A 25,594-nucleotide genomic window follows, 5' to 3' on the forward strand; every position below is an offset into this window, starting at 1 on the left:
GCACTGCTGCGGTGCAGCAGTTTTCCCTATGGTTTCGGACGTTTCCCATAGACATTTCTCCCCTTTCGCCTTTCCCGGCAACGCTTTGCCGATAGTGAGGGCATGGCTGGCACGCTTGTTGCGTTAGCGTAAAGGCCAGCGGCAAAGGCGTCGCCGGCAACGAATTCAGGTGCGGCGTCGGGCGAGATGGCCTGCGACGTACCCACAGGACAACGGCGTCCCTCCGTGCTTCGGCACGGACGGACGCCGTTTTGTTTTTCGGGCGCTGCACGCGTTGCAACAGGAGAAGACAGCATGCGCAAACCTCGTCTGGTCGTGATTGGCAATGGCATGGCGGGCATCCGCACGCTCGAAGAATTGCTGGAGATCGCGCCGCATCAGTACGACATCACCGTGTTCGGCGCGGAGCCGCATCCGAACTACAACCGCATCCTGCTCTCGCCGGTGCTGGCGGGAGAACAGGCGTTCGCGGACATCGTGCTCAATCCGCTCGACTGGTATGCGGACAAGGGCATCACGCTGCATCTGGGCAAGGAAGTCACGCAGATCGACCGGCCGCGCCGTGTGGTGCGCTGTGCCGACGGCACCGAAGCGCCGTACGATCGTCTGCTCATCGCCACAGGTTCCAGCCCGTTCATCCTGCCGGTGCCGGGCAAGGACCTCGACGGGGTGATCAGCTATCGGGACATTCGCGACACCGAGATCATGATCGAGACGGCGCGCCTGAAGCGCCATGCGGTCGTGATCGGTGGCGGCCTGCTCGGCCTGGAAGCGGCCAATGGCCTCAAGTTGCGCGGCATGGACGTGACCGTCGTGCATCTGGCCGATACCTTGCTGGAGCGTCAGCTCGACAGCACGGCGGGCAAGCTCCTGCAACGCTCGCTCGAAGCGCGCGGTCTCGCGTTCCGGCTGTCGCATCAAACGTCCGCCATTCTCGACGACGGCCATGGCGCCGTGCGTGCCGTGCAGTTCAGCGACGGCGAAACCATTGCCGCCGACCTTGTCGTGATGGCCGCCGGCATCCGGCCGAATACGGCGCTGGCCGAAGCGGCCGGGCTGTATTGCTCGCGTGGGATTGTCGTGTCCGACACGCTGCAAACTTACGATCCGCGCATCTACGCCGTGGGCGAATGTGTGAGCCATCGCGGTGTGGCCTACGGTCTCGTGGCGCCGCTGTTCGAACAGGCCAAGGTCTGCGCGAACCACCTCGCGCTCATGGGCATCGGCAGCTATCGTGGCTCGGTGATGTCGACGAAGCTCAAGGTCACGGGCATCGATCTGTTCTCGGCAGGCGACTTTCTCGGCGGCGAAGGTACCGAAGAAATCGTGCTGTCCGATCCGGCGAGCGGCGTCTACAAGAAGCTCGTGATCCGCGACGACAAGCTCGTCGGCGCGTGCCTGTACGGCGACACGGCCGACGGTGCCTGGTACTTCAAGCTGCTGCGCGAAGGGCGCACGCTGGGCGAATTGCGCGAGCGCATCATGTTCGGCGAGTCGAGTGTGGGCGACGTCGGCACGCAGGGGCAGAACCGCGCGTCGGCCATGTCCGATAGCGACGAAGTCTGCGGATGCAACGGTGTGTGCAAAGGCACCATCGTCAAGGCGATCACCGAGAAGGGCCTGTTCACGCTGGACGAGGTGAAAAAGCACACCAAGGCCGCCAGTTCCTGCGGCTCGTGCGCCGGGCTGTGCGAACAGATTCTGATGAGCACGCTGGGCTCGACCTACGACGCCGCGCCCAAGGAAAAGGCCGTGTGCGGCTGCACGGACCTGTCGCACGCCGACGTGCGCCGTGCGGTGCGCGAGCATCACCTCACCACGCATCGCGCCGCCTTCGACTTCCTCGAATGGCGCACCCCCAATGGCTGCGCGACGTGTCGTCCCGCACTGAACTACTACATGCTGAGCACGTGGCCGAAAGAGGCGGTCGACGATCCGCAAAGCCGCTTCGTCAACGAGCGCGTGCACGCCAACATCCAGAAGGACAACACGTTCTCCGTCATCCCGCAGATGAAGGGCGGTGTGACGAATGCAGGCGAGCTGCGCCGCATCGCGGACGTGGCGGACAAGTATCAGATTCCGATGGTCAAGGTCACGGGCGGTCAGCGTATCGATCTGCTCGGCGTGAAAAAGGAAGACCTCGTGAATGTCTGGCGCGATCTGGGCATGCCGTCGGGACACGCCTACGGCAAGTCGATCCGTACCGTGAAGACGTGCGTGGGCAGCGAGTTCTGCCGCTTCGGCACGCAGAACAGCACGCAGATGGGGATCGATCTCGAGACGATGCTCGCGAACATGTGGTCGCCGCACAAGGTGAAGCTGGCCGTGTCGGGCTGTCCGCGCAACTGTGCCGAAGCGGGTATCAAGGACGTGGGCGTGATCGCGGTCGATTCGGGCTGGGAGCTGTATGTCGGTGGCAACGGCGGCATCAAGACCGAAGTGGCGCAATTCCTCGTCAAGGTGAAGACGGCCGAAGAGGTCAAGGAGTACACGGGAGCCTTCTTGCAGCTTTACCGCGAGGAAGCCTATTACCTTGACCGCACGGTGCACTACCTCGATCGCGTGGGTCTCGACTACGTGAAGCAGCGCGTGGTGAACGACGCGGCCAATCGCCGCGCGCTCTACGAGCGGTTGCTGTTCTCGCTCGACGGCCTGCCCGACCCGTGGCAAGCGCGCATCGAGGGTGCGCAAGCCAACGAATACCGTCCACTCACGCCGCTGGGCGTGGCACCTGCGATTGCCTGAGGAGATCACCATGACGCTATCCGAACCGATCTGGCTGCATGTATGCGATGTCGATGAGATCCCACGTCTGGGCACGCGCGTGCTGCCTCATCCGGCGGGCGATATCGCGCTGTTTCGCACCGAGCGCGATAACGTTTTCGCCTTGCGCGACAAATGTCCGCACAAGGGCGGCGCGCTGTCGCAGGGCATTGTGCACGGCGAGAAGGTGACGTGTCCGCTGCACGCCTGGAACATCGATCTGAACACCGGCGAAGCCTGTGCGCCCGATGTGGGTTGCGCGCAGCGCTTTGCCGTGCGGATCGACGCGGGCGAAGTGTATTTGTCGCTTGACGATGCGACGCGTGCCGAGGCAGCCGAAGCCACGGCCGCCGCTTGACTCTTTCGCCATTGCCGGAGCCCCTATGACCACCCTCACGCAAACCACCTGCTGCTACTGCGGTGTCGGTTGCGGCATGCTTGTCGAGAGCGACGGCGAGCGCATCGTCGGTGTGCAGGGCGACCCGGCGCATCCGGCGAACTTCGGGCGTCTGTGCAGCAAGGGCATGACCTTGCCGCTCACCGCCCAGTCGCTTGCCGGTCGCGTGCTGATGCCCGAGCTTCGCAACACGCGCGATGCCGCGCGCGCGCCCGCGACGTGGAACGATGCGCTGGAAACGGTGGCCTCGCGCTTTGCCGATGTCATCCGTCGCCACGGGCCGGACGCCGTCGCGTTCTATGTGTCGGGACAGTTGTTGACCGAGGACTACTACGTCTTCAACAAGCTGGCCAAGGGGCTGGTGCGCACCAACAACATCGACACGAATTCGCGGCTGTGCATGTCGAGCGCCGTGAGCGGCTACAAGATGGCGTTCGGCGCAGACGGCCCGCCCACGTGCTACGACGATCTCGAAGCGGCCCGCACGGTCCTCTTCGCGGGCAGCAATATGGCGTACGCCCACCCTGTGTTGTTCCGCCGGCTCGAAGCGGCGAAAGCGGCCGATCCGTCGATTCGCTGGATCGTCGTGGACCCGCGCCGCACCGACACCGCCGCCATGGCCGATCTGCATCTGGCCATTGTGCCCGGCACCGACGTCGCGCTGTTTCACGGCATGTTGCATCACCTCATCTGGGAAGGGCGCATCGATCGCCGATACATCGATGCGCATACGGAAGGGTTCGACGCTCTCAAACAGGTGTTGCGGGCCTACCCGCCGCAACTCGTGGCGGATATCTGCGGCGTTGAAGAGTCCGCGTTACGACAGGCCGCCGACTGGTTTGGCGAAAGCCCGGCGGCGCTCTCGCTGTATTGCATGGGGCTAAACCAGTCGAGTCACGGCACTGAAAAGAACCTCGCTCTCATCCATCTGCATCTGGCCACCGCACAGATCGGCCGCGCAGGCGCCGGACCGTTCTCGCTCACCGGACAGCCCAACGCCATGGGCGGACGCGAAGTCGGCGGGCTGGCCACGATGCTCGCCGCGCATCGCGAGATCGGCAACGCTGCGCATCGCGCGGAAGTCGAGCGATTGTGGGGCGTGCAGGGGCTCTCGGATAGGCCTGGCCTGCCCGCCGTCGAGATGTTCGACGCCGTGCGCGACGGGCGCATCAAGGCGATCTGGATCGCGTGCACGAACCCCGTGCATTCGATGCCCGACAGCGAACGCGTGCGCCAAGCGCTGGCAAAGGCGGAATTCGTCGTGGTGCAGGAAGCCTTTCACCAGACCGATACCGTGCCCTATGCCGATGTGTTGCTGCCAGCGTCGAGCTGGGGCGAGAAGGCGGGCACGGTCACGAACTCGGAGCGTCGCATCTCGCGCGTGCGGGCGGCAGTGCCGGCACCGGGCGCGGCGCGGGCAGACTGGTGGATTGCCAGCGAAGTTGCCCGCCGTCTTGCGCCCAAGCTCGATGCATCGCCGGAGCCGTTCGCGTTTTCCTCCATCGAGTCGATTTTCGACGAGCACCGTGCACTGACAGCCGGGCGTGACCTGGACATCGGCGGCATCGATTACACGATGCTCGAATCGCGGGGCCCTCAGCAGTGGCCGTTTCCGGCAGGGGCGTCGCACGGGCAAGCACGGCGGTACGAGGACGGTGTATTCGCCACCGACGACGGTCGGGCGCGTTTTCACGCGTTCGAATACCACCCCGTGGCCGAGGCGATTAATGCCCGCCATCCGCTGCGTCTGATTACGGGGCGCCTGCGCGATCAGTGGCATGGCATGAGCCGTACGGGGCGGGTGGGGCAGTCGTTCGAACATGCGCCGGAACCGGCGCTCACGATGCACCCGGCCGATGCCGCGCGCCGCAGCTTGCGCGCAGGGGATTTCGTGCGGCTGTCAAGCCGTCGCGGCGAACGGGTGCTGACGCTGAGCGTGAGCGACGACGTCGCGTCGGGCACGGTGTTCGTGCCCATGCACTGGAGCGGGCAGTTCCTCGGCGGCGGGGGCGTGAACGATACGACCCTCGGCGCGGTAGACAAATACTCAAAGCAGCCGGAGTTGAAGCACGCCGCGGTGCGCGTCGATCCGCTTACGCTGCCGTGGCGCGTGGCGGCGATACGGCGAGGCGATGCGTTGCAACTGCATGCGGCGGTGCAGCCGTTGCTGGCCGAGCGGCGTTTCGCGACGGTGCGTCTGGAGGGGGACGACCGGATTGTGGTCGCCGCCGCAGACGACCAACCCGATGCGGCATGGCTTGAGCGTTTGCACACTGCGCTGGGCCTGCCGCGCGACGAGTCGCTGCTGGAGTATCGCGACGCTCGCCGGGCGATGACCAAGCGGGTGGCATGGCGTGAGACATGGATCGACGGCGTGCTGGTCGCCGGCAGTGAAGCGGATGTCGCCGCGTCGGCGTCGCTGCTTGCTCGTGTGCGTGAAACGTCGCCGTGGACGCGCGCGCGTCACGCTGTTTTCGTGGCGGCCAGCGGGCCAGCCAGGCCACGCGATCGCACCGTATGTCAGTGCAAGTCGGTGACGGCGTCGAGCATCGACGCGGCCATCGGCGCCGGGGCGGATGTGACGCAACTCAAAGCGACACTCGGCTGCGGTACGGTTTGCGGTTCGTGCGTGCCCGAGTTGCAGCGCATGTGTGCGGCATCGAGCAAGGCGGTGCAGCCGATGGCGACGAACGCCGCTTGAGCACGGATTTCCGGCGTTCGATCCCGAACGCTGCGACAGGACTTGAATTGGGCGACATGCAGGATATCGAGGATTTGAGGGAGAACGATCATGAAGAACGGCAAAGTCACCCTGCTCAGCGCGGGTCCCGGCGCGCTCGATCTGCTCACGTTGCGCGCGGCGCGCGTGCTCGGCGAGGCCGACGTGCTGCTTGTCGACGATCTGGCCAATCCGGAGATCGCCACGCTTGCACCGCAGGCCCGCGTGATTGCCGTGGGCAAGCGCGGCGGCTGCCGGTCGACCCCGCAGGCTTTCATCGAACGGTTGATGTGCCGGTTCGCGCGGGCCGGCGCGCATGTGGTGCGCGTGAAGGGGGGCGACGCGCTCATGTTCGGGCGTGCGGGCGAGGAGATCACGGCGCTGCGACGCGCCGGCGTGCCGGTGGAGATCGTCAATGGGGTGTCGGCGGCCTTCGCGGCGGCGGCCGGCCTTGGCATGTCGCTCACGCATCGCGACCACTGCGCGGGCGTGACCTTCGTCACCGCGCACCGGCAGGACGGCAGCGCGCCCAACTGGGCGGCGCTCGCCGCGACGGGCACCACGCTGGCGATCTACATGGGGGTGAATCGGGTCGAAGCGCTGGCCGAGACGTTGATGGCGCACCTCGACGCGACGACACCGGCGGCGGCTGTGCAGTGGGCCGGCACGCCGCAAGAGCGCCGGCTGGTCACGTCGTTGGGGCGTCTGGCGGCCGACGTGCGCGCCGGGCGCTTCGCCAGCCCGGCCATCCTGCTCGTGGGCGGCGCGGTCGGTGAGGCAGCGTTGATGGCCGCGCCCGAGGGCATGGGCGTCGGCGTGGTGGCGGGGAAAGCCTGCGCAGACGTCACGCCGGACGTCATCGCACGAGCGGCCTGACGCGTTATATCCTCTATGGCCATCCCTCCCCGCGACCCCCGCAAACCCGCCGCCCCTATGGACGCCCCTGCTATCGAGACGGCAGGTGTGCAGGGCGTGCTGCGCGTGTTGCTCGTCACCGATACCGACAAGCCGATTGGCGAGTTGCGGGCGGCGCTCGCGCGTCTGGGCTGCGAGATGCTGGCGGAGGTCGCCAAGCCACAGGCGTTGCCGCGTGTGGTGGAGAGCGAGCGTCCGGATGTGGTCATCATCGACACCGAATCGCCGTCGCGCGACACGCTCGAACAACTTGCCGTGATGAATGCGGCGGCGCCGCGCCCCGTGCTGATGTTCTCGCCCGACGGCAATCAGTCGTTGATTCGTGCGGCCGTGGATGCGGGCGTCACGGCGTACTCCGTCGAGGGATTGGCCGCCGACCGGCTCGCACCGATTCTCGAAGTCGCGCTCGCGCGCTTCGCCCATGAGGAAAAGCTGCGGGCACGGCTGGTCAAAGCCGAGAGCGAACTGGCCGACCGCAAGCTGATCGACCGTGCCAAGCGGTTGCTCATGGATCGACGCAGGATTTCCGAGCAGGAGGCATATGCCATCCTGCGCAAACGGGCGATGGATCAGGGAGAGAAGCTCGTCGAAGTGGCGCGCCAACTCGTCTCGATTGCCGAATTACTGGGGTAGACACTGCTCATGTCGACGTCATCATGGTTAGCTTCTGACGCGCAATCGCCGGACCTCATTTCGGACGATGTGCCGGAGAAACGTCATCTGCGCGTGGGGTTCGTCGCGTTGTCCGATGCGGCGCCGCTGGTCGTGGCGAAGCGTCTGGAGCTGGGGCACGAGCACGGACTGACGCTGGAGTTGAGCCGCGAATCGTCGTGGGCCGCCGTGCGCGACAAGTTGCTCACGGGCGAGCTGGACGCCGCGCATTCGTTGTATGGCCTCGTGTACGGGGTGCAGTTGGGCATTGGCGGGCCGCGCGAAGACATGGCGGTGCTCATGGTGCTCAATCGCAACGGGCAGGCGGTGACGGTGACGCCGTCGCTGGCCGATGCGATGACGCGCACGGGCGACTTGCGTGAGGCGCTGGCGTCGCTCGGGCGCAAGCCGGTTTTCGCACAGACGTTCCCGACGGGCACGCATGCGATGTTCCTGAACTACTGGTTTGCGGCGCAGGGCATCGATCCGCTCTCGGAGGTGTCGAGCATCGTCATTCCTCCGGCACACATGGTCGCTGCGATGGAGGAGGGGGGACTCGACGGCTTTTGCTGCGGCGAGCCGTGGCACGCGGTGGCCCAGGCGCGCGGTCTGGGGCGCACGGTGGCGGTGTCGAGCGACATCTGGCCGAATCATCCCGAAAAGGTGCTCGCCTGCCGCCGGGATTTCGTCGCCCGTTACCCGAAGACGGCACAAGCGCTGGTGCGCACGCTACTCAATGCGTGCCGCTGGCTGGATATGCCCGGGCATCGGGAGGAAGCGGCGGGGTGGCTCGCCGAACCGGCATGGGTCGGTGCGCCGCGCGATCTGATTGCGGCGCGTCTGTTGGGGGACTTCGGACGCATGCAGGGGCGGCACGCTTTGCTCGCCGTGAGTTTCTTCGACGAGGGGGCGGTGAATTACCCGCATCCGTCGGATGGGATGTGGTTCATCTCGCAGTATCGCCGTTGGGGCATGGTGGGAGCCGACGCGTTGGCGGGGGCGTCCCGGACGGCGAACGACGTGAATCAGACGGCGCTGTTTGAGGCGGCGGCACGGGCCGAAGGGGTGCCGGTGGTGTCCTTGCCCGCTAGTGAGGTGCTTTGCGACGGCAAGGTCTGGGACGCCGCAAGTGCGGCCGATCTGGGGGCTTACGTCGAGGGATTCGCCATTCGGGCGCGGTGAGCGGCCAAGTGCTCACCGTTGGACGAGTCTGGCGGCATGGGAAGCATGACTGTGCGAGCGCGTCACAGTCGCCGCCACGCGCCGGGCAGGCGCGCAGTGGCGAGATTCAGGTCACACTTTTCTGACGAATTCCGACTTCAGGCTCATTGCACCGAAGCCATCGATCTTGCAATCGATATCGTGGTCGCTGTCCACCAGCCGGATGTTCTTCACCTTGGTGCCCATCTTGATCACGCCGGCTGACCCCTTCAGTTTCAGATCCTTGATGACGGTCACGGTGTCGCCGTTTTGCAGAACGGCGCCGGTGGCGTCGCGGAAAACGCGTTCGCTGGCTTCGGCAGGGGCGGCGTCTTGTGCCGACCATTCATGAGCACATTCCGGGCAGATGTAGAGGCCTCCGTCTTCATAAGTGAATTCGGAGTTGCATTTCGGGCAAGGAGGAAGTGCGCTCATATGATGAAGTCCCTGAGGTGTGACAAAAGCAATTGGAGCGCGAGAGTATAACGCTGCCGGTACGCGGACATCCCTAATGGCTGCAAGACGACATAATTGGGATACTTTAGTCGCCGGTGATGAACGCTAAGGCAATCGCGGCAATCCCGGCAATCCAATTCCCGTCTTCGACATGCTCGACGAGACCCTTTTCCCGATTCGTGCGGAGTGCCCGCCCGGCGCCTGCACCTGCGAGCGTGAGCGCCTCATGCAGGACCCGAATGGGGATCGCCGGATCTTGCGGTTGACGCAGGCGGAGGAGAAGCGGCTGGTGGGCCATATTGAAAAACTCGCCACTTACGCCGACTTGCTGCGTGTGGCAGAACGTATGCAGGCCCAACTTGGGATTCGGCTGCGGATCGCGCCGAGCCTCAACGAAGTTCGCACGGTCCGGGGCATCACGATCCAGTTGGAAGCGCAACCGGGGCTTTGCCGAAAGACGCACGCCGCGATTCCTGCCGCCATCCGCCGTTGTCTCGACCAGCGTCCCGAGATTGCCTACGCGATCCTGGACGCACACGGTCTCTTCGGCACCGAGGACCCATGACCGTTCGACAGCGGACGGTGCCGGCGCCTCTCTCGCACTGAAACCCTGAAGCGTGAAGGGATCGCGCACCCCTGCCGCCGATTTTGCCGCTTGCGCCGTTCAGGCCCCTCAGGCCCTTCATCGCCCCTTCGCGTGGTCTCCGCGCAACGTCATCACTGCGCTGTCGACGCGCGCGACCACTTTGCCGTCGTCGCGCTGAATGTCGCACTGATAGTGGGAGACGGTCCGGCCGCGATGCGTCGCCCACGCGCGGGCGAGCAGACGTGAATCCCAGACAGGCCGCAAGAAGGTCGCCTTCAGGTCGATGCTGGTGAACGATTCACCGTCGACCATGAGCGTCGAATGGGCCGTGCCGATAGCGGCGTCTGCCAGTTCGCATAGCAGCCCACCGTGCACGGTGCCCTGCTGATTGCCGTGAATTTCCGCGTGCGCATTCAATTCGACGACGGCCAGCGCCTCGCCGATTTCGACGATTCGAAAGCCCAGCAATCGGGAGATGGCGGTCGGGTAGCGCATGTGTGTCTTGTCGTCTTCGCGAAGCGTTCCCGCGATCTGACGTTGCAGGTAGTGCAATACCGGAAGTGGCGTCGATACGTCGGACATCTCGTTCCCCGTGCGTGTTTGTGGTTCGCAGTGTCGTCGCCTAGAATCAGACAATCAAGAAATTGTCCTACAGGCAATCATGGCCAATTCATCTGTGTCAGCCATCGTCGAGCGCATCTCCCGCGATATTCGGAGCGGCGTGCTGCCGCCGGGCACGGCGTTGCCGACTCACCGCAAACTCGCGGCGCAGAACGGGATCGCGATTGCGTCGGCCACTAAGGTCTACGCGAAACTGCAACGTCTCGGGCTAGTGATCGGCGAGGTCGGACGCGGTACCTTTGTCCGGGATCGTCCGTCTCAGCGGGAATGGGATGCGGATGACGAGGCCCGGTTGAGTTCGAACGCCGTCGATCTGTCGTTCAACCATCCCTTGTGGGCCGGGCAGAGCGATTTGTTGCGCACTACCCTGCGCGATCTGGCGATGGCCGGGGACCTGAGTGCGCTGATGCACCAGCACCCCCCGGGCGGCCGCCTTCACGAGCGCGCCAGCGTCGTTGCGTATTTGTGTCGGGAACGAGGCATTCAGACAGACGCCGAGCGGGTTTTTCTGGTTGGCGGTGCGCAACAGGGATTGGACGTCGCGGTGCGCACCGCGCTGCATCCCAACGACGCGGTCGCTGTCGATGCGTTGACCTATCCCGGCTTCAAAATGGCGGCCGCGCTGATGGGGCTGACATTGAAGCCCATCGCGTACGGGGCGGACGGGCCGGATCTTGATGCGCTGGAGGCGGAATGCCGGCGCAGCGCCATCCGTGCGATCTACACAATGCCTACGTTACACAATCCGCTCGGGTGGGTACTGAGTGCGGCGCAACGCCGTCGGCTGGTGGCGATTGCACGGCGTCATGATTGCCTGATTATCGAAGACGGAACGTATGCCTATCTGGCCGAGGACGCCGCACCGGCCATCGTGACGCTCGCACCGGAGCGCACCTTCTACGTATCGAGTGTGTCGAAAAGCGTGGCGAGTGGTTTGCGTTTTGGTTACGTCGTCGCGCCGGCGAGTCATGCGGCCCAGGTCAAGCGCGTGGTCCGGGCGACTCACTGGAGCTTGTCCAGCGTTGTCACAGCTATCGCAACGCGCTGGCTGGACAACGGCACAGTGGCGCGGCAGGAGCAATACCAGCGCGAGGATGCCCGCCGCCGCCAGAGGGTGGCTCGCGAAGCGCTGCAAGGCATGGAGATCATCGCGTATCCGACGTCGCTGTTCCTTTGGTTGAAGCTGCCGGAAGGCGTGCGCATGGACCGGGTGGTGTCCGCGCTCGCGGCACACGGCATTGCAGCCTCGAAAGCGCAGGCGTACGCCACGACCCGGCACGCGCCGCATGCCCTTCGCCTCGGCCTGAGTTCGATGCCGTATGAGCAGGTCGGTCCTGTGCTGACCGCGCTTCGCTCGGTGATTGACCGTGTCCCCGTCTAGGTCCTGCCGGCTTGATCGCGGTCGAAGGTGCTATTTCCGGCGAATGCGCCAACTTGCATGAGTTGCATAAGTTGCGTGGTGCAACTATATTGGTTGCGATTCGCAACCTTTATGAGATGACTCATGGACCTTGTCGATCTTCCCGGTAAGTCTCGCGAAGCGGAGATTCTGGAACTCCGCGACTTTTCTCGCAGATTGGTTCGTGAACTGGGCTTCATGCGAACGACCTTGGCGGATAGCGATCTCGCGCCATCGGCGGTGCACGCGATCATCGAAATTGGCGCCGCGCCGGGAATCACCGCCAAGGATCTCGGTAACATCCTCCGGCTGGACAAATCGAACACGAGCCGTCAGGTCGCCAAGCTCGAGGCTGGCGGTCTGGTGAGGCGCGTGACGGCAAGTGAAGACGCGCGCGCGTCTGAACTCTATCTGACGGAGGCGGGACAGAGACTCCGCAAGAAGATCGACCGCTTTGCGACGGATCAGGTGTCGAATGCGCTGCGACGCATCGTACCGGCCGATCAGGAAGCGCTGGTTCGGTCTCTCGCGTTATACGCCGATGCGCTCGCGCAGGACAATGCTGCCCAAGCCGTGAATGACGATGAGTTGCCCGCGCAAATCGTGCAAGGGTATCAGCCGGGCTGCATCGGCGACATTGCCAGTTTGCACGCCCGGTTTTACTCGGAACATTGGGGATTCGGTGCGTTCTTCGAGAAGAAGGTCGCCACGGAGCTTGCCGAGTTCGCAGGGGCGCTGCCGGCCGACGGCAAGGCGTTGTGGTGCTACGTCGAAAATGGCCGGACGCTTGCGTCGCTCGCCATCGATGGAAATATGGCAACCGGCATCGCGCATTTGCGATGGTTTATCGTCGACGATGCATTGCGTGGTTCCGGCGTTGGACGGCAATTGATGTCGCGAGCGATGCGCTTCGTCGACGAACGCTTTCGCGAGACCTACCTGTGGACATTCAAGGGGTTGGATGCTGCTCGCCATCTGTATGAGTCGTTCGGCTTTCGATTGACCGACGAATCCGAAGGCGAGCAATGGGGAACCAAGGTGGTCGAGCAACGGTTCTGGCGGCGCGCCGGGTGAGTGTCGAAAACTGCGGCTTACGCGAGCATCTCCAATGCGTCGGCCAGTGAAAGTACCGTTGTGCGCGAATCGAACGCCGTCGAAAAGAGATGATCGTGCACGATCTGATCGGGGTCGTAGCAACAGTCCTTGACCGTGAACAAACGGAAGTCGGCATCGCTCGCATACGCGATTGATGACAGCATCACGCCGGTAGAGGCAATGCCCACCATGATCAGGGTATCGATTCCCCGCGCCGAGAGCCGAACTTGCAGGTCGGTGCCGAAGAACACGCTGGCGCGATGCGCGACGATGAGCGGCTCGTCGGCCCGCTGGCCGAGTTCGGGCGAGATCCGGTCGTCGACGAACAGACCTAGTTGCTTGATGCCTTGCCCGTTCCGGTTCAGCGGACTGACTTCCGGATAGCCTGGGCTGAAGTGGATTTTCGCGAAATAGACGTCGACGCTTCTTGCCCGAGCGGCGTCGCACAACTGACGGGTGTTGGCGAGCAATGTGGGAGCGACCGATGGGAACAGCGCCATGATGTCGGTCTGGTAGTGCATGACCAGAAGTGCGGTTTTCGCGGGGGAAATGATCATGCTGAGTGCGCTGGCGGCACTGTCCACGCTCGATTGGCGATCTGTCGAATCGGCGGAGGACCCACGTTCAGCGGTAGGCGACATAAGGCTACGCGATAGAGAGTGATGGCCGACTCTATCACGGCCGCGCCGGACTTCGCTGCCTGAAGGCGGGGGCGGAGCGTGCCCGCCTCATGCCATCCCAACGACCAGTATTCTGCGGTTCAGTCAACAATGAAAAGCTTGGCACCTGTCTTGGTATAGGACTGATGCGGTTCAGCGTTGTCGCCAACTTGATAACTCATGCCGGCCGTTAAAACGAACTTCCGCCCAGTTTGTCGTGCCAAACGCAAATGCGTTCATTTTCATGCCGTCTCTCCCTGGTGATGTTGCTAAGCGATTGCCGAGTAAATTGTCAGCGATCTATATGGCAATGTCGAACGTCCCTTCGCGACCATTCAGCGTTCTCGGATAGGCGCCGACATCGCTCGTGCGTAGCACCGTCCAGAAAGCAAAAAAGCCTTGATTTCGCTATGAAATCAAGGCTTTTCCTGAATCTTGGTTGCGGGGACAGGATTTGAACCTGTGACCTTCGGGTTATGAGCCCGACGAGCTGCCAGACTGCTCCACCCCGCGTCTGAAGAAATGAATAATACGGGTATTCTGTGCATTGTGTCAAGCATTTATGACATTTGTTTTATGGACTCCCCAGCAAACATGCGCGAGGCGTGCATTTTCTCAGCGTCTTGCGCGCGCACTTCTTGTGGGGATCTTCACTTGTAGAATCTGCCGGTTTAGTATTTGTGTTACCAATTGGTTAATTATAGCTATCCATGACGAATGACACTCAAGTGGGACGGATCACCAGAAATCGCGATCGCACACGGGCCCAGATCCTCACTGCCGCACGCGACGAATTCTCCTTGCGCGGCTACGAAGGCGCCCGTGTGGAGGCCATCGCCGAGCGCGCCGGCTCCAACAAGCGCATGCTTTATTACTACTTCAAGAACAAAGACGAGCTGTTCCTTGCCGTGATGGAGGACACCTATCGCGGCATTCGAGATGCAGAAGCCGAACTGCGCCTGCTCGATCTTCCGCCCATCGATGCCATTCGCGCATTGGTGACGTTCACCTGGGAGTACTACCTCGCACATCCCGAGTTTCTCTCGCTGCTGAATAGCGAAAACCTTTACCACGCGCAGCATTTGCGCCGCTCGAACGACATCCGTTCGCTGAACTCGCCGCTTATCGACACCCTCGGCGAAATTCTCGCGCGCGGTCATCGGGAGAAGCTCTTCCGTGGCGGCGTCGATCCGCTTCAGCTCTATATCTCCATCGCGGCACTTGGCTACTTTTACCTCTCGAACAACGCCACGCTGTGCACCGTGTTCGGACGCGATCTGTCTACACCCAAGGCGCGACTCGAGCGTCTCCAGCACATGATCGACATGGTCTTGGGGTATCTACTGATCGGCTGATTTTTTACGAGATTCCCCGTTGACAGTCGAATATCGCCTGCCTAAGATAATTAACCAGTTGGTAACAAAAAACGAAGAAGACGCACCGCGCATATCCAATTCGCCGGCGATGTCCGAGACTTGATCCCGAACACGACCGGCCCGTACCTCGCCAAGGATGGAGACAACTCATGGCGCAAGCGACACCGTTGGTTCGTAAGGTATTCGAGTCTCGTGCGTTCAGGCCCATTGCCCTGATCGCGTTGATCGTCATCGGCTGGGAACTGACCATTCAGCTCTTCCAAATCAAGCCGTATCTCGTTCCCGATCCGCTGGTCGTCATTCGTCAGCTCATTACCGACTGGCCCAAGCTTTGGCGCGAGACGCTGGTGACGACGTATGCCACCGTGGGTGGTTTTCTCCTCTCGGCGCTGATCGGCGTGCCGCTCGCGATGCTTATCGCGTATTCCCGGCTCGTCGAGAGCTATGTCTACCCGCTGCTTGTCTTCTCGCAATCGATTCCGAAGATCGCCATCGCACCGTTGCTCGTGGTTTGGTTCGGCTTCGGCATCGTGCCGAAAATCGTCACCGCGTTTCTGCTCGGCTTCTTCCCTGTCGTCGTATCGACGGTCATGGGGTTCAAGTCCGTCGACCGCGACATGATCGATCTGGTGCGTTCGATGAAGGCGAGCCGCTTGCAGACATTCCTCAAGATCAGCCTGCCGTTCGCCATGCCCAGCATCTTCAGCGGACTCAAGGTGTCGGTCACGCTGGCCGTGGTCGGTGCCGTCGTCGGCGAGTTCGTCGGGGCCAACTCCGGCATCGGCTACGTGCTGCAAGTGGCCAACGGCAACTTCGATCTGCCGCTGATGTTCGCGGCACTCATTCTGCTCTCGCTCGTCGGCGTGGTGCTGTTCGTGCTCGTCGACAGGGTCGAGCGGGTGATGATTCCCTGGCACGCCTCGCATCGCGACGACTACTACGTCAGCCCCTGAGCGCAACGTCACCGAATTACGCCGTTGCGTGACGCAGCTCGCGCGCGGCTCGTCTCATCCCCCGTAAGAAGAACGACATAAGGAGACTGGCATGATTCGAATGGAAGCGCGGCGCGGTGGTGTGCCGCGACGGGTATCGGTCGCAACCCCCATGTTCCTCGCACGCCTCACCCGCACGGTCGGGGTAGTCGCGACTTGCGTGGTGATCGCGCTCGGCATGGCCTCGCCGGCGCAAGCGCGGGACAAAGTCACGCTGATGCTCAACTGGTACACCTACGGCGAGCATGCGCCGTTCTACCTTGGCGTCGAACGCGGTTATTTCGCCGCGGAGAACATCGATCTCGACATACAGGAGGGACGCGGCTCGGCCGTCACCGTGCAAGCCGTGGCGGCGGGGTCGACGACGCTTGGCTACGCGGACGTCAGCACCATGATCAAGGCGGCCGCGAAGGGCGCGCCGGTGGTGACGGTCGGTGTGATGTTGCAAAAGAGTCCGGCGTCGGTGATGGGCTTCGCCGAGAAGAACATCGTCAAACCTGCCGACATCAAGGGCCGCACCGTCGCGATGACACCCGGCGATTCGCTTTCCCAACTCTGGCCCGTCTATCTCAAGGCGAATCATCTCGGTGACGCGGACTACAAGGCGGTTTCGGGCGACGCCGCGACCAAGCGCAACGCGGTGGTCAATGGCCGTGCCGATCTGTTGCTGGGCAACGTGAACGACCAGAAGCCGATCATCGAAGAAATCACGGGCAAGCCGGTGCGGGCGTTGTTGTTCGCCGATGCGGGCGTCAATCCGTTGAATGGCGGCATCATTGCGCGCAAGGAAATGGTGAAGTCGAACCCCGACTTGCTGCGCCGTTTCCTGCGCGCGGCGACGAAGTCGGTGCAGGCCGCCACGCAGTCGCCGCAAGACGCCGTGAACGCCATGCTCAAGATCAATGCGAAGGCCGGCAAGCCGGAAACGCTCGCCAAGAGCTGGGAGGCAACGATTCCGCTGCTGCATACCGCCAGCACGCAGAATTTACCGCCGCTGCGCTTCGATTCGAAAGACATGGCCGCGACGCTCGACCTGATGGTCAAGTATGGTGGTGTCGATGGCGCAACCGCCGGCAAGGCCGAGGACTACTACACGTTGGAGTTGCTGCCGAAATGAACCGCCCAGTAGAAAGCGTGCTGACGGCGTTGTCGGCGGCGCCCGGCAACATTCCCGAGCCTCGGATGCGTCCGGACCCGATGATCCGTTTCGACGGCATTGCGAAGACGTATGAAACGAAAGAGGGTTCGGTGCGCTCGCTCAATCCGGTGTCGCTCGATGTCGCACCCGGCGAGTTCGTATCGATCGTCGGCCCCAGCGGCTGCGGCAAGAGCACGTTGCTGAAGATTGCCGCCGGGTTGCTGCCGGCGTCGGAAGGGCAATTGCTCGTCAACGGCAAACCCGTGAACGGACCACCGGACGACATCGGCATGGTCTTCCAGAGTGCGGTGCTCCTCGCGTGGCGCGACATTCTGTCGAACATCATGTTGCAGATCGAAGTGCGCAAGCTCGATCGGGCCACGTATCTGTCGCGCGCGAAGGCGCTGATCGAGATGGCCGGTCTGACGGACTTTGCGCACAAGCTGCCCTGGCAGCTCTCGGGAGGCATGCAGCAACGCGCCGCGATTTGCCGAGCGCTCGTGCACGATCCCAAGATCCTGCTCATGGACGAGCCGTTCGGCGCGCTCGACGCCATGACGCGCGAAAAGATGAACCTGGAGTTGCAACGCATCTGGCTCTCCACGGGCAAGACCGTGCTGCTCATCACACACAGCATTCCGGAGGCGGTGTTCCTGTCGGATCGTGTGGTGGTGATGTCGGAGCGTCCGGGCAGCATTGCGGCGATTTACGACGTAAAGCTGCCGCGTCCGCGAGGGCTCGACGTCATGGGCGATCCGGAGTTCGCACGTCTCACGCGTCAGATCCGCTCGCACTTTTACGCGCAGGGGAATCTCGACGAGTGATGCCGGCGGGCAGCGCCCGCATCGCAATGGTTGCCTTCCGGCGACTTCGAGTTAATGCGTTTTTTTTGGGGACTGACGTATGTCAGCGGTATCGCTCACCCTAACGTTTTGCGAATTGTTCGAACGCGACGTCGCGCTGCGGCTACCGTTTCGGTTCGGCGCGGTCACGTTGCGGCACGCGACGCAGGCCTTCGTGCGCGTGGGCGTGCGGCTGCCGGGCGGTCACGAAGCCGTGGGCGCGACTGCCGAGCTGATGGTGCCGAAATGGTTCGACAAATCGCCGGAACTCTCGCAAGCGCAGAACACCGGGCAACTGCGTGAGTCGCTTCGCCTCGCAAGGCGTTTGGCGCTGGAAGCCAATGCACCGGCAACTGCCTTCGCCCGCTTCGAGCGGCAGTATCCGGCGCAACTTCAGGCGGGGGCGGCGCTCGGACTGAATCCGCTCGTGGCGTCGTTCGGGCTTGCGCTGATCGACAAGGCGGCACTCGATGGCCTATGCCGCGCGTTAGGGATCTCGTTTTTCGACGCCATGCAGCGCAACGTCCCCGGCCTGCGTCACACGCCACTGGCTCCCGATCTCGACGGCTTCGATTTCGACGCCATGTTGACCGATCTCCGGCCGATGCGTGCGCTGGCGTTGCGTCACACGGTGGGTATGGCTGACGTTCTCGCCGATGACGGCGGTGCGGATCTACCCGACGACGGACTGCCCGCGACGCTGGACGCCGTGGTGCGCCGCTATCGGCCGCGCGAATTCAAGATCAAGCTCGGCGGCGATGCGCAGCAGGATCGCGAACGTCTCACGGCCATCGCTTCGCTGCTGGGGCAACACTGTCCGGATTATCGCGTCACCCTCGACGGCAACGAGCAGTATGCCCAGGCCAGCACGTTTCTCGCTTTCTGGCGATCGATGGAGCGAGATGCGCGACTGAGCGATCTGGTGCGCCGGGTGCGCTATGTGGAACAACCGCTGGCACGCAGCGTGGCATTGCGTCACCCGCTGGGGCCGCTCGCCAGCGCTGTGCCGATGATGATCGACGAATCCGGCGAGACGCTCGACGCCTTTGTCGCCGCCAAGGCGCTCGGATATCGCGCGGTGTCGAGCAAGAGCTGCAAGGGGCTCTACAAGTCGCTGATCAACCGCGCGCGGTGCGAACTCTGGAACTCGCAGGCGGGGGTGCGTCGTTACTTCATGACGGCGGAAGATCTGACATGCCAGGCGGGACTTGCCGTGCAACAGGATCTCGCGCTGGCCGCGCTGTTGGGGGTGACGCACATCGAGCGTAACGGGCACCACTATGTCGCCGGGATGCCAGGCGTGCACGAGGAAGAACAGCGAGCGTTCGTGCACCGTCATCCGGCGCTCTACACATGGCAGGCCGGACAGGGCGCGGGCGCGATGGGATTGCGTGTGAACGAGGGGGAGATCGCGTTGGGCGATCTCTACGGCGAGGGGTTCGCGTCGAACGCCATGCCGGATTGGGCGGCGCTTCGGGAGATGCCGGTGCACTGATGCATGCACGATGCGGCAAGCAGATGCCGGAATTCACATCAGACAATTAGGTATACGAAATTTTAATTCCGTCCGTCGGCTTCGATGACCGGCCCCGGACATCCACGCATCGACGACGAATCGATAGGGCATCGTTACAAGGGAAGTCACAGGAGATTACGTAATGGCAACGCTTCGAATCGGCATCATCATGCACGGCGTGACCGGTCGCATGGGCATGAATCAGCACCTGATCCGCTCCATCGTGGAGATACGCAAACAAGGGGGCGTGACGCTTGCCAACGGCGACCGTCTCATGCCCGATCCGATTCTGGTCGGACGCAACGCCGAGAAGATTGCCGCGCTCGCGCGTCAGTACGGTATCGAGCGCTGGAGCGCGAATCTGGACGAGGCGCTCGCCAACCCCGACGACACCGTGTTCTTCGATGCCGCGACGACACAGGCGCGTCCGGCGTTGCTCAAGCGTGCCGTGAAGGCAGGCAAGCACATCTATTGCGAGAAGCCCGTCGCGACGAATCTGGCCGAAGCGCTGGATCTGTACCGCGCGGCGCAAGCCGCAGGCGTCAAGCACGGCGTGGTGCAGGACAAACTCTGGTTGCCGGGGCTGCGCAAGCTGCAACTCCTCAACGACGCGGGCTTCTTCGGGCAGGTGCTGTCCGTGCGCGGTGAGTTTGGCTATTGGGTATTCGAGGGAGATCTGCAACCGACGCAGCGGCCGTCGTGGAACTACCGCAGCGAAGATGGCGGGGGCATCATTCTCGACATGCTGTGTCACTGGCGCTACGTGCTCGATAACGTCTTCGGCAAGGTCAAGAGCCTGTCTTGCCTGGGCGCCACGCATATTCCACAGCGCTGGGACGAGCAGGGCAAGCCGTACAAGGCCACGGCCGACGACGCCGCCTATGCGACGTTCGAACTCGAGAACGGCGTGATCGTGCAGTTGAACAGTTCGTGGTGCGTGCGTGTGCGTCGCGACGATCTCGTCACGTTCCAGGTGGACGGCACGCACGGCTCGGCTGTCGCTGGGCTTACCGACTGCTGGACGCAATCGCGCGTGAACACGCCCAAGCCCGTGTGGAATCCGGATGTTCGTCAGACGCACGATTTCTTCGACGACTGGGTCAAGGTGCCCGACACGACCCCCTACGACAACGCGTTCAAGGTGCAGTGGGAACTGTTCCTGCGTCACGTTGCGGGCGAGGGTGATTTCAGATGGAACCTGCTCGAAGGCGCCAAGGGCGTGCAACTCGTGGAGCTTGGGCTGCAAAGCTGGCGTGAGCGCCGCTGGCTCGATGTGCCGGAGCTGTCTGGCCGGGAAGGAGCGTGAGTCATGGCGCCGACACTCAAGCTGATCGATCGCGACGGGCATCTCGTGCCATTCACCGTGCGTACCGAACGCACGTGGCATCCGAACCCGTCGCCGAAGATGAATCGCATCGCCTTTTCCGCCGCCCATGTCGTGGCGGATGCCCGATCGACGGCCGATCCCTGGCTAACCGCCGCCGTCGACTGGGATGCCACGCTGGCTTACCGGGAGCGGCTGTTTTCGCTGGGTCTCGGCGTGGCCGAGGCCATGGACACGGCGCAGCGCGGCATGGGACTCGACTGGCCGACGTCGCTTGAATTGATACGTCGCAGCGTGGCGCAAGCGAAGCATCATCCCGGCGCGCTGATGGCGTGCGGCGCGGGCACCGATCATCTGGTGCCAGCAGCAGGCCTCACGCTCGACGATGTGATTCGCGCTTACGAGACGCAGGTCGAGGCGGTGGAAGCGGCCGGCGGCCGGATCATCCTGATGGCAAGCCGGGCACTGGCCGCCGTGGCCAAGGGGCCGGAAGACTACCTGCGCGTGTATGAGCGGATATTGCGCCAAGTGCGCGAGCCGGTGATTCTGCATTGGCTTGGCGACATGTTCGACCCGGCGCTGACGGGTTACTGGGGGCATCGCGATCTCGATCGTGCGACGGATATCTGTCTGCAAGTCATCGAGGCACAACCCGCGAAAGTCGACGGCATCAAGATTTCGTTGCTCGACAAGGACAAGGAGATCGCCATGCGCCGGCGCTTGCCGCCGGGGGTGCGTATGTATACGGGCGACGACTTCAACTACGCGGAGTTGATTGCGGGCGACGCGCAGGGCTATTCGGACGCGTTGCTGGGCATCTTCGATGCGATTGCACCGGCGGCGTCGGCAGCCCTCGACGCGCTTGGGTGCGGCGATCGTGAGACCTTCGACGCGATTCTGGCGCCGACCGTGCCGTTGTCGCGCCATATCTTCGCCGCACCGACGCGGTTTTATAAGTCGGGGGTGGTCTTCATGGCGTGGCTCAACGGTCATCAGGATCACTTCGCCATGATCGGCGGCCAGCAAAGTGCGCGCAGTCTCTGGCATTACTGCGAGTTGTTCCGTCTGGCTACGGCCGCGCAACTGATCGAAGATCCAGCGTTGGCGGCGTATCGTATGAAGCTCTGGCTCGCCGTGAACGGGGTGGAGGCATGAGCGCCGGGGCGCGTGACGTGGTGACGTCTGTGTCGCCCTATGTGCCGCCGCCAGCGCAGAAGCTGTCGATCAACACGGCGACGGTGCGCCAGCAGTGGAAGCTCGACGCCATCATCGACGGCATCGCACGGCATGGCATTCGTGGCATCTCACCGTGGCGCGATCAGGTGGCGGAGTTGGGACTCGCGGAAACCGCCCGGCGCATTCGCGCGCATGACCTGACCGTCACCGGATACTGCCGAGGGGGCATGTTTCCCGCGGCGGACGCGGCCGGACGCCTGGCCGCGCGAGACGACAACCGGCGCGCGGTCGATGAAGCGCTGACTGTCGGCGCGCAGTGTCTGGTGCTCGTGGTCGGCGGACTGCCGGCCGGATCGAAGGACATTGCGGGCGCGCGGGCACAGGTGCGCGATGGTGTTGCCGAGTTGCTGGACTATTCGCGCGGCGTCGGGATGCCGTTGGCCATCGAGCCACTGCATCCGATGTACGCGGCCGACCGGGCATGTGTGAATACGATGACGCACGCCAACGATCTCTGCGACGAACTGGGCGACGACGGGCTGGGCATCGCTGTCGACCTGTATCACGTGTGGTGGGACCCGCAGTTACCCGCGCAGATCGCCCGGGCGGGAAAGAAACGGCTACTGACGTTTCATCTCTGCGACTGGCTCGTGCCGACGCGGGACCTGCTCCTCGATCGCGGCATGATGGGCGACGGCGTCATCGATATTCCCGCCGCTCGGGCACTCGTCGAAGCGCAGGGATACGACGGCATGCACGAAGTCGAGATCTTCTCGTCGCAGGATTGGTGGAAGCGTCCGCCCGACGAGGTGCTGGCGACTTGCAAAGCACGCCATCTCGCGTGTTGTTGATTCGTGGGGGGAAGGTGACGAGGGGCGGCTGCCGTGTCACGGGGCGGCCGCCCGCCGGGGGGCGACGCTTACCAGCGCAGGGTGACGCCGGCCTGCACCGAGTGTGAGATCGACGCGGGATTCAGGCCGCGTTTGTAGCCGACATCCAGATCGAGATCCTTGGTGGGGCTGTAGATCGCGCCGACCAGCGCGTAGGCCGGTTTCGTTTTGGTGGTGGCGTCTGGATTGGTCGCAAGGCCGATGTCGGCCACCAGACGCACCGTATCCGTCGCGCTGAAAAGCACGGCCGTGGAGGCGTTCCACAGGCTCTGCCGATTGCCGACGCCGTTGTTGTTCCAGGTGTAGCCTGCGTTGGCGAGGAACGTCCAGCGATCGAGGTTGTATTGCATCAGCAGGTTCGCTCCGGTCGTGGCGCGGCCGTTGCCGAGACCTCGTTCCCGGCTGGCTGTCGGCAATGTGACGAAGGGCTTCAGGCCGAGGCTCCATTGTTCGCCTTCGAGGAAGCGCCATTTGGCTTGCAACTGGAGGTCGGAGAAGCCGTTGGTCCAGCCGTCGCCGTCGGGGCGATTGCGTTGATAAGGCGCCTGGATCGCAACATCGAGGTTGGGCAGCACGCCGTATGTCAGCGTGTTGCTCCATTGTTGCTGGCGAGATGTCTGCAGCGTTGTCCATTCGCTGCTCATCTCAAGCTGCCAGTTTCCGGTGTCCTGCGTGCCGGTGTCGTCCGTGACGAGCGGGTTCATGGCCTGTGCGGCAAGTGGCGCCAAGGCTGCGGCAAGGATCAGATACTTCTTCATCAAAAACTCCTGCAGGGCGGTTCGTTCGCACGAAAGTCTGGAAATCCGTCGGGCGGATCGGATCGTACGGGGTGGGTATGACACCGTCAATCGAATCGCGCCGAATGTGGCGTAATTGATATTTATTTGCCCGGAGCGTTGCGCTCCCGCTCCCCGTGTGATCGGCCGATGGCATGAAGGGGCTGCGCCTATTGCCCGTGCGGTGATAGACTTCGGCCCCCCTTCCCAGATGTGCAAGACATTCCCGCGCGTCGCTTCCCGTCTGTCATGCAAGCCAGAAGTCATCTCATATTCGGTATCGGCGCAACGTGGCTGATGCATCGCACCGGATGGGCCGCCAGCGTCCACGCCTGGCCGCTGACACTCGTCGGTGCGTTGCTCCCCGACATCGATCATCCAAAGAGTCTGTTGGGGCGCCGTGTCGCACCGCTTTCGCTGGCGATTTCCGGTGTGTTCGGGCATCGCGGCATGACGCATTCGCTATTGCTGCCCCTGCTGGCGGTCGTGGCTTGCCTACATGGATGGGGACGTGTGCCCGCGTGGATGATTGCGCTATGCGCCGGCTATTTGTCTCATCTGCTGGCCGACTGGCTCACGCCCTCCGGGGTGCCGCTTTGCTGGCCGCTGCGCACGCGTTTCCGTTCGCCGCTTTACGTGACGACGGGCTCGGCTGCGGAGTGGTGCGTTGCCGCCGCACTCGCGTTCACCATGTGGCGATGGTGGTGAGCGCGGGCGGTATGGCGGGTGTGAGGACGGATCAACGCCAGGTTAGCGGCGGTTCGTCCATGAGGGCGACTTGTTCGCGCAGCTCGAGGACGCGGTCCTGCCAATAGCGCTGTGTGTTGAACCAGGGGAAGGCGGCAGGAAAGGCGGGGTCGTCCCAGCGGCGGGCCAGCCAGGCGCTGTAGTGCAGCAGGCGCAGCGTTCGCAAGGCTTCCGTCAGATACAACTCGCGCGGGTTGAAGTCGGCAAAGTCTTCGTAGCCGGAGAGCACTTCATCGAGTTGGGCGGTCATCTCGGGGCGCGTGCCTGAGAGCAGCATCCACAGATCCTGCATTGCCGGGGCCATGCAGGTGTCATCGAAATCGACGAAGTGCGGACCGGCGTCGGTCCACAAGATGTTGCCGGCGTGGCAGTCGCCGTGCACGCGCAGCAGCGTTACGTCCCCTGCACGCTCGTAGGCGCGGGCAATGCCGGCGAGCGCCAGGTCGACGATGCTGCGCCAGGCGTCGCGCAGATCGGCCGGGATGAAGTCGTTCGTCCAAAGATAGTCGACGGGGGCGTGCCCGTAGCTGTCGATATTCAGGGTGAGGCGGTGCTGGAACGGCTGGGTGGCGCCGAGCGCGTGGATGCGCCCGAGAAAGCGGCCGAGCCAGTTGAGCGTGTCGGGATCTTGCAGTTCAGGGGCGCGGCCGCCGCGCCGGGGGAAGAGCGCGAAGCGAAAGCCTTCGAAGTGATGCAGGGTCTTGCCCTGAATCTCCAGAGGGGCGACGACGGGGATCTCGCGCTCTGCGAGCGCTCGCGTGAAGGCATGCTCCTCCAGAATGGCGTCGTCGGTCCAGCGCTCGGGGCGGTAGAACTTGGCGATCAGGGGCGGGCCGTCTTCCATCCCCACCTGATAGACGCGGTTCTCGTAACTGTTGAGTGCGAGCAGACGTCCGTCGCTGTAGCTACCTAATTGTTCGACGGCGGAGATGACAACGTCGGGCAGGAGCGTGGCGAAGGGATGCGTGTGCCCGGAGGCGTTGGGGGAAAGATCGGTGTTCATGCCCGCTATTGTGCCAAAGGCGGTGGGGCTGACGCTGGTTCGGCCTGATGTCTCTCTCTATATTTAGAGAGGGCGGCGCGCAGGGGGCGCGAAACGCAGGAATTTGCTGGTTTTTCAAAATAGTTTCACAAAGGGCTTGCGCAGTTTGTCGAAGGTGACTATTATCTCGTCTCTCGCAACGACGGCGACGCAGCGAAAGCGGCGAAGCGGTATGGGGCGACGGGCTGAAAAGCCCGGTGGTCAGGGGTTTTGGGGCTTGCGAGTTGCTACGGCGACGAGCGAAGAAAGCGAAAAAAACTGTTGACGACGACGAGAAGCTGCGACATAATCTCACTTCTCTGCTGCTGATGCAG

At 63.4% G+C, this 25,594-nt stretch carries 23 protein-coding genes, 1 tRNA gene and 1 pseudogene; 18 read left to right on the forward strand and 7 right to left on the reverse strand.

Going from position 1 to position 25,594, the window contains the following annotated elements:
- Nucleotides 1-294 precede the first annotated feature (294 nt).
- From nirB to PHO31112_RS08375, 6 genes are all read left to right on the forward strand, one after another.
- Entirely contained in the window at nucleotides 295-2,745 is a 2,451-nt protein-coding gene (nirB, locus tag PHO31112_RS08350) for a nitrite reductase large subunit NirB (RefSeq protein ID WP_150620069.1), read from the forward strand.
- 10 nt (nucleotides 2,746-2,755) lie between these two features.
- Complete coding sequence (gene nirD / locus PHO31112_RS08355; RefSeq protein WP_150620070.1) at nucleotides 2,756-3,121, forward strand: nitrite reductase small subunit NirD; 366 nt, start codon at nucleotides 2,756-2,758, stop codon at nucleotides 3,119-3,121.
- Nucleotides 3,122-3,146: 25 nt separating this feature from the next.
- Nucleotides 3,147-5,861 carry a nitrate reductase gene (locus PHO31112_RS08360; RefSeq protein WP_150620071.1) on the forward strand — a complete coding sequence of 905 codons (2,715 nt, stop codon included), beginning with the start codon at nucleotides 3,147-3,149 and terminating at the stop codon, nucleotides 5,859-5,861.
- A 90-nt stretch (nucleotides 5,862-5,951) separates the two neighbouring features.
- The gene (gene cobA / locus PHO31112_RS08365; protein ID WP_246177861.1) at nucleotides 5,952-6,755 is read left to right on the forward strand and encodes a uroporphyrinogen-III C-methyltransferase; all 804 of its coding nucleotides are present in this window, start codon (nucleotides 5,952-5,954) and stop codon (nucleotides 6,753-6,755) included.
- Nucleotides 6,756-6,812: 57 nt separating this feature from the next.
- Nucleotides 6,813-7,427, forward strand: coding sequence for an ANTAR domain-containing response regulator (locus PHO31112_RS08370; RefSeq protein ID WP_246177863.1), 615 nt, complete (start codon nucleotides 6,813-6,815; stop codon nucleotides 7,425-7,427).
- Between the two features lie 9 nt (nucleotides 7,428-7,436).
- Nucleotides 7,437-8,627, forward strand: a complete 1,191-nt coding sequence (locus tag PHO31112_RS08375; protein ID WP_246177865.1) for a CmpA/NrtA family ABC transporter substrate-binding protein — start codon at nucleotides 7,437-7,439, stop codon at nucleotides 8,625-8,627.
- A gap of 111 nt (nucleotides 8,628-8,738) precedes the next feature.
- Here the strand turns inward: PHO31112_RS08375 and PHO31112_RS08380 are convergent, their stop codons facing one another.
- Nucleotides 8,739-9,080 carry a zinc ribbon domain-containing protein YjdM gene (locus tag PHO31112_RS08380; RefSeq protein ID WP_150620072.1) on the reverse strand — a complete coding sequence of 114 codons (342 nt, stop codon included), beginning with the start codon at nucleotides 9,078-9,080 and terminating at the stop codon, nucleotides 8,739-8,741.
- A gap of 172 nt (nucleotides 9,081-9,252) precedes the next feature.
- On the opposite strand from PHO31112_RS08380, the gene PHO31112_RS08385 reads away from it, so the two are divergent.
- Entirely contained in the window at nucleotides 9,253-9,666 is a 414-nt protein-coding gene (locus PHO31112_RS08385; RefSeq protein WP_150620073.1) for a hypothetical protein, read from the forward strand.
- A 117-nt stretch (nucleotides 9,667-9,783) separates the two neighbouring features.
- Here PHO31112_RS08385 and PHO31112_RS08390 read toward each other — a convergent pair whose 3' ends face one another.
- A complete protein-coding gene (locus PHO31112_RS08390) occupies nucleotides 9,784-10,269 on the reverse strand; it encodes a PaaI family thioesterase (RefSeq protein WP_150620074.1) in 486 nt (161 codons plus the stop codon).
- Between the two features lie 79 nt (nucleotides 10,270-10,348).
- Here PHO31112_RS08390 and PHO31112_RS08395 point away from each other — a divergent pair, with 79 nt between their 5' ends.
- Together PHO31112_RS08395 and PHO31112_RS08400 are read left to right on the forward strand one after the other, a co-directional pair.
- Nucleotides 10,349-11,689: an aminotransferase-like domain-containing protein gene (locus PHO31112_RS08395; protein ID WP_150620075.1), complete on the forward strand. Its 1,341-nt coding sequence runs from the start codon at nucleotides 10,349-10,351 to the stop codon at nucleotides 11,687-11,689.
- A gap of 123 nt (nucleotides 11,690-11,812) precedes the next feature.
- Nucleotides 11,813-12,781: a bifunctional helix-turn-helix transcriptional regulator/GNAT family N-acetyltransferase gene (locus PHO31112_RS08400; protein ID WP_150620076.1), complete on the forward strand. Its 969-nt coding sequence runs from the start codon at nucleotides 11,813-11,815 to the stop codon at nucleotides 12,779-12,781.
- Between the two features lie 17 nt (nucleotides 12,782-12,798).
- On the opposite strand, the gene PHO31112_RS08405 is transcribed toward PHO31112_RS08400, so the two are convergent.
- The 3 genes and pseudogenes from PHO31112_RS08405 to PHO31112_RS08410 all read right to left on the reverse strand — a co-directional run bounded on the left by PHO31112_RS08405 (nucleotide 12,799) and on the right by PHO31112_RS08410 (nucleotide 13,974).
- Complete coding sequence (locus PHO31112_RS08405) at nucleotides 12,799-13,359, reverse strand: cysteine hydrolase family protein (protein ID WP_246177866.1); 561 nt, start codon at nucleotides 13,357-13,359, stop codon at nucleotides 12,799-12,801.
- 203 nt (nucleotides 13,360-13,562) lie between these two features.
- A pseudogene (locus tag PHO31112_RS28145) lies at nucleotides 13,563-13,673 on the reverse strand (DHCW motif cupin fold protein); the annotation flags it as partial.
- A 224-nt stretch (nucleotides 13,674-13,897) separates the two neighbouring features.
- Nucleotides 13,898-13,974, reverse strand: a tRNA-Met gene (locus PHO31112_RS08410).
- Nucleotides 13,975-14,171: 197 nt separating this feature from the next.
- On the opposite strand from PHO31112_RS08410, the gene PHO31112_RS08415 reads away from it, so the two are divergent.
- The 8 genes from PHO31112_RS08415 to PHO31112_RS08450 all read left to right on the forward strand — a co-directional run bounded on the left by PHO31112_RS08415 (nucleotide 14,172) and on the right by PHO31112_RS08450 (nucleotide 22,676).
- The gene (locus PHO31112_RS08415) at nucleotides 14,172-14,816 is read left to right on the forward strand and encodes a TetR/AcrR family transcriptional regulator (protein ID WP_150620078.1); all 645 of its coding nucleotides are present in this window, start codon (nucleotides 14,172-14,174) and stop codon (nucleotides 14,814-14,816) included.
- 170 nt (nucleotides 14,817-14,986) lie between these two features.
- Nucleotides 14,987-15,790: an ABC transporter permease gene (locus PHO31112_RS08420; RefSeq protein ID WP_150620079.1), complete on the forward strand. Its 804-nt coding sequence runs from the start codon at nucleotides 14,987-14,989 to the stop codon at nucleotides 15,788-15,790.
- A gap of 91 nt (nucleotides 15,791-15,881) precedes the next feature.
- A complete protein-coding gene (locus PHO31112_RS08425) occupies nucleotides 15,882-16,946 on the forward strand; it encodes an ABC transporter substrate-binding protein (protein ID WP_217427016.1) in 1,065 nt (354 codons plus the stop codon).
- Nucleotides 16,947-17,011: 65 nt separating this feature from the next.
- Nucleotides 17,012-17,791: an ABC transporter ATP-binding protein gene (locus tag PHO31112_RS08430; RefSeq protein WP_150620123.1), complete on the forward strand. Its 780-nt coding sequence runs from the start codon at nucleotides 17,012-17,014 to the stop codon at nucleotides 17,789-17,791.
- A gap of 79 nt (nucleotides 17,792-17,870) precedes the next feature.
- Nucleotides 17,871-19,304: an enolase-like domain-containing protein gene (locus tag PHO31112_RS08435; RefSeq protein WP_150620080.1), complete on the forward strand. Its 1,434-nt coding sequence runs from the start codon at nucleotides 17,871-17,873 to the stop codon at nucleotides 19,302-19,304.
- Nucleotides 19,305-19,467: 163 nt separating this feature from the next.
- On the forward strand, nucleotides 19,468-20,631 hold the full coding sequence (locus PHO31112_RS08440) for a Gfo/Idh/MocA family protein (protein WP_150620081.1): 1,164 nt from the start codon (nucleotides 19,468-19,470) through the stop codon (nucleotides 20,629-20,631).
- A gap of 3 nt (nucleotides 20,632-20,634) precedes the next feature.
- On the forward strand, nucleotides 20,635-21,804 hold the full coding sequence (locus PHO31112_RS08445) for a dihydrodipicolinate synthase family protein (protein ID WP_150620082.1): 1,170 nt from the start codon (nucleotides 20,635-20,637) through the stop codon (nucleotides 21,802-21,804).
- On the forward strand, nucleotides 21,801-22,676 hold the full coding sequence (locus tag PHO31112_RS08450) for a sugar phosphate isomerase/epimerase family protein (RefSeq protein ID WP_150620083.1): 876 nt from the start codon (nucleotides 21,801-21,803) through the stop codon (nucleotides 22,674-22,676). Before PHO31112_RS08445 ends, PHO31112_RS08450 begins: the two co-directional genes overlap by 4 nt.
- Before the next feature lie 68 nt (nucleotides 22,677-22,744).
- Here PHO31112_RS08450 and PHO31112_RS08455 read toward each other — a convergent pair whose 3' ends face one another.
- Nucleotides 22,745-23,473, reverse strand: coding sequence for a transporter (locus PHO31112_RS08455; protein WP_150620084.1), 729 nt, complete (start codon nucleotides 23,471-23,473; stop codon nucleotides 22,745-22,747).
- 267 nt (nucleotides 23,474-23,740) lie between these two features.
- Between PHO31112_RS08455 and PHO31112_RS08460 the strand changes: the two genes are divergently transcribed.
- A complete protein-coding gene (locus tag PHO31112_RS08460; protein WP_150620085.1) occupies nucleotides 23,741-24,199 on the forward strand; it encodes a metal-dependent hydrolase in 459 nt (152 codons plus the stop codon).
- A gap of 31 nt (nucleotides 24,200-24,230) precedes the next feature.
- Here PHO31112_RS08460 and PHO31112_RS08465 read toward each other — a convergent pair whose 3' ends face one another.
- A complete protein-coding gene (locus tag PHO31112_RS08465) occupies nucleotides 24,231-25,241 on the reverse strand; it encodes a serine/threonine protein kinase (protein ID WP_150620086.1) in 1,011 nt (336 codons plus the stop codon).
- Nucleotides 25,242-25,594: the final 353 nt, after the last annotated feature.

Origin of the sequence: Pandoraea horticolens, assembly GCF_902459555.1 — a bacterium.
Lineage (GTDB): Bacteria > Pseudomonadota > Gammaproteobacteria > Burkholderiales > Burkholderiaceae > Pandoraea > Pandoraea horticolens.

What these genes read in the sequence shown, in the direction of transcription:
- nirB (WP_150620069.1), top strand. Translation starts at nt 295, where the DNA reads ATGCGCAAACCTCGTCTGGTCGTGATTGGCAATGGCATGGCGGGCATC.
- nirD (WP_150620070.1), top strand. Translation starts at nt 2,756, where the DNA reads ATGACGCTATCCGAACCGATCTGGCTGCATGTATGCGATGTCGATGAG.
- PHO31112_RS08360 (WP_150620071.1), top strand. Translation starts at nt 3,147, where the DNA reads ATGACCACCCTCACGCAAACCACCTGCTGCTACTGCGGTGTCGGTTGC.
- cobA (WP_246177861.1), top strand. Translation starts at nt 5,952, where the DNA reads ATGAAGAACGGCAAAGTCACCCTGCTCAGCGCGGGTCCCGGCGCGCTC.
- PHO31112_RS08370 (WP_246177863.1), top strand. Translation starts at nt 6,813, where the DNA reads ATGGACGCCCCTGCTATCGAGACGGCAGGTGTGCAGGGCGTGCTGCGC.
- PHO31112_RS08375 (WP_246177865.1), top strand. Translation starts at nt 7,437, where the DNA reads ATGTCGACGTCATCATGGTTAGCTTCTGACGCGCAATCGCCGGACCTC.
- PHO31112_RS08380 (WP_150620072.1), bottom strand. Translation starts at nt 9,080, where the DNA reads ATGAGCGCACTTCCTCCTTGCCCGAAATGCAACTCCGAATTCACTTAT.
- PHO31112_RS08385 (WP_150620073.1), top strand. Translation starts at nt 9,253, where the DNA reads ATGCTCGACGAGACCCTTTTCCCGATTCGTGCGGAGTGCCCGCCCGGC.
- PHO31112_RS08390 (WP_150620074.1), bottom strand. Translation starts at nt 10,269, where the DNA reads ATGTCCGACGTATCGACGCCACTTCCGGTATTGCACTACCTGCAACGT.
- PHO31112_RS08395 (WP_150620075.1), top strand. Translation starts at nt 10,349, where the DNA reads ATGGCCAATTCATCTGTGTCAGCCATCGTCGAGCGCATCTCCCGCGAT.
- PHO31112_RS08400 (WP_150620076.1), top strand. Translation starts at nt 11,813, where the DNA reads ATGGACCTTGTCGATCTTCCCGGTAAGTCTCGCGAAGCGGAGATTCTG.
- PHO31112_RS08405 (WP_246177866.1), bottom strand. Translation starts at nt 13,359, where the DNA reads ATGATCATTTCCCCCGCGAAAACCGCACTTCTGGTCATGCACTACCAG.
- PHO31112_RS08415 (WP_150620078.1), top strand. Translation starts at nt 14,172, where the DNA reads ATGACGAATGACACTCAAGTGGGACGGATCACCAGAAATCGCGATCGC.
- PHO31112_RS08420 (WP_150620079.1), top strand. Translation starts at nt 14,987, where the DNA reads ATGGCGCAAGCGACACCGTTGGTTCGTAAGGTATTCGAGTCTCGTGCG.
- PHO31112_RS08425 (WP_217427016.1), top strand. Translation starts at nt 15,882, where the DNA reads ATGATTCGAATGGAAGCGCGGCGCGGTGGTGTGCCGCGACGGGTATCG.
- PHO31112_RS08430 (WP_150620123.1), top strand. Translation starts at nt 17,012, where the DNA reads ATGCGTCCGGACCCGATGATCCGTTTCGACGGCATTGCGAAGACGTAT.
- PHO31112_RS08435 (WP_150620080.1), top strand. Translation starts at nt 17,871, where the DNA reads ATGTCAGCGGTATCGCTCACCCTAACGTTTTGCGAATTGTTCGAACGC.
- PHO31112_RS08440 (WP_150620081.1), top strand. Translation starts at nt 19,468, where the DNA reads ATGGCAACGCTTCGAATCGGCATCATCATGCACGGCGTGACCGGTCGC.
- PHO31112_RS08445 (WP_150620082.1), top strand. Translation starts at nt 20,635, where the DNA reads ATGGCGCCGACACTCAAGCTGATCGATCGCGACGGGCATCTCGTGCCA.
- PHO31112_RS08450 (WP_150620083.1), top strand. Translation starts at nt 21,801, where the DNA reads ATGAGCGCCGGGGCGCGTGACGTGGTGACGTCTGTGTCGCCCTATGTG.
- PHO31112_RS08455 (WP_150620084.1), bottom strand. Translation starts at nt 23,473, where the DNA reads ATGAAGAAGTATCTGATCCTTGCCGCAGCCTTGGCGCCACTTGCCGCA.
- PHO31112_RS08460 (WP_150620085.1), top strand. Translation starts at nt 23,741, where the DNA reads ATGCAAGCCAGAAGTCATCTCATATTCGGTATCGGCGCAACGTGGCTG.
- PHO31112_RS08465 (WP_150620086.1), bottom strand. Translation starts at nt 25,241, where the DNA reads ATGAACACCGATCTTTCCCCCAACGCCTCCGGGCACACGCATCCCTTC.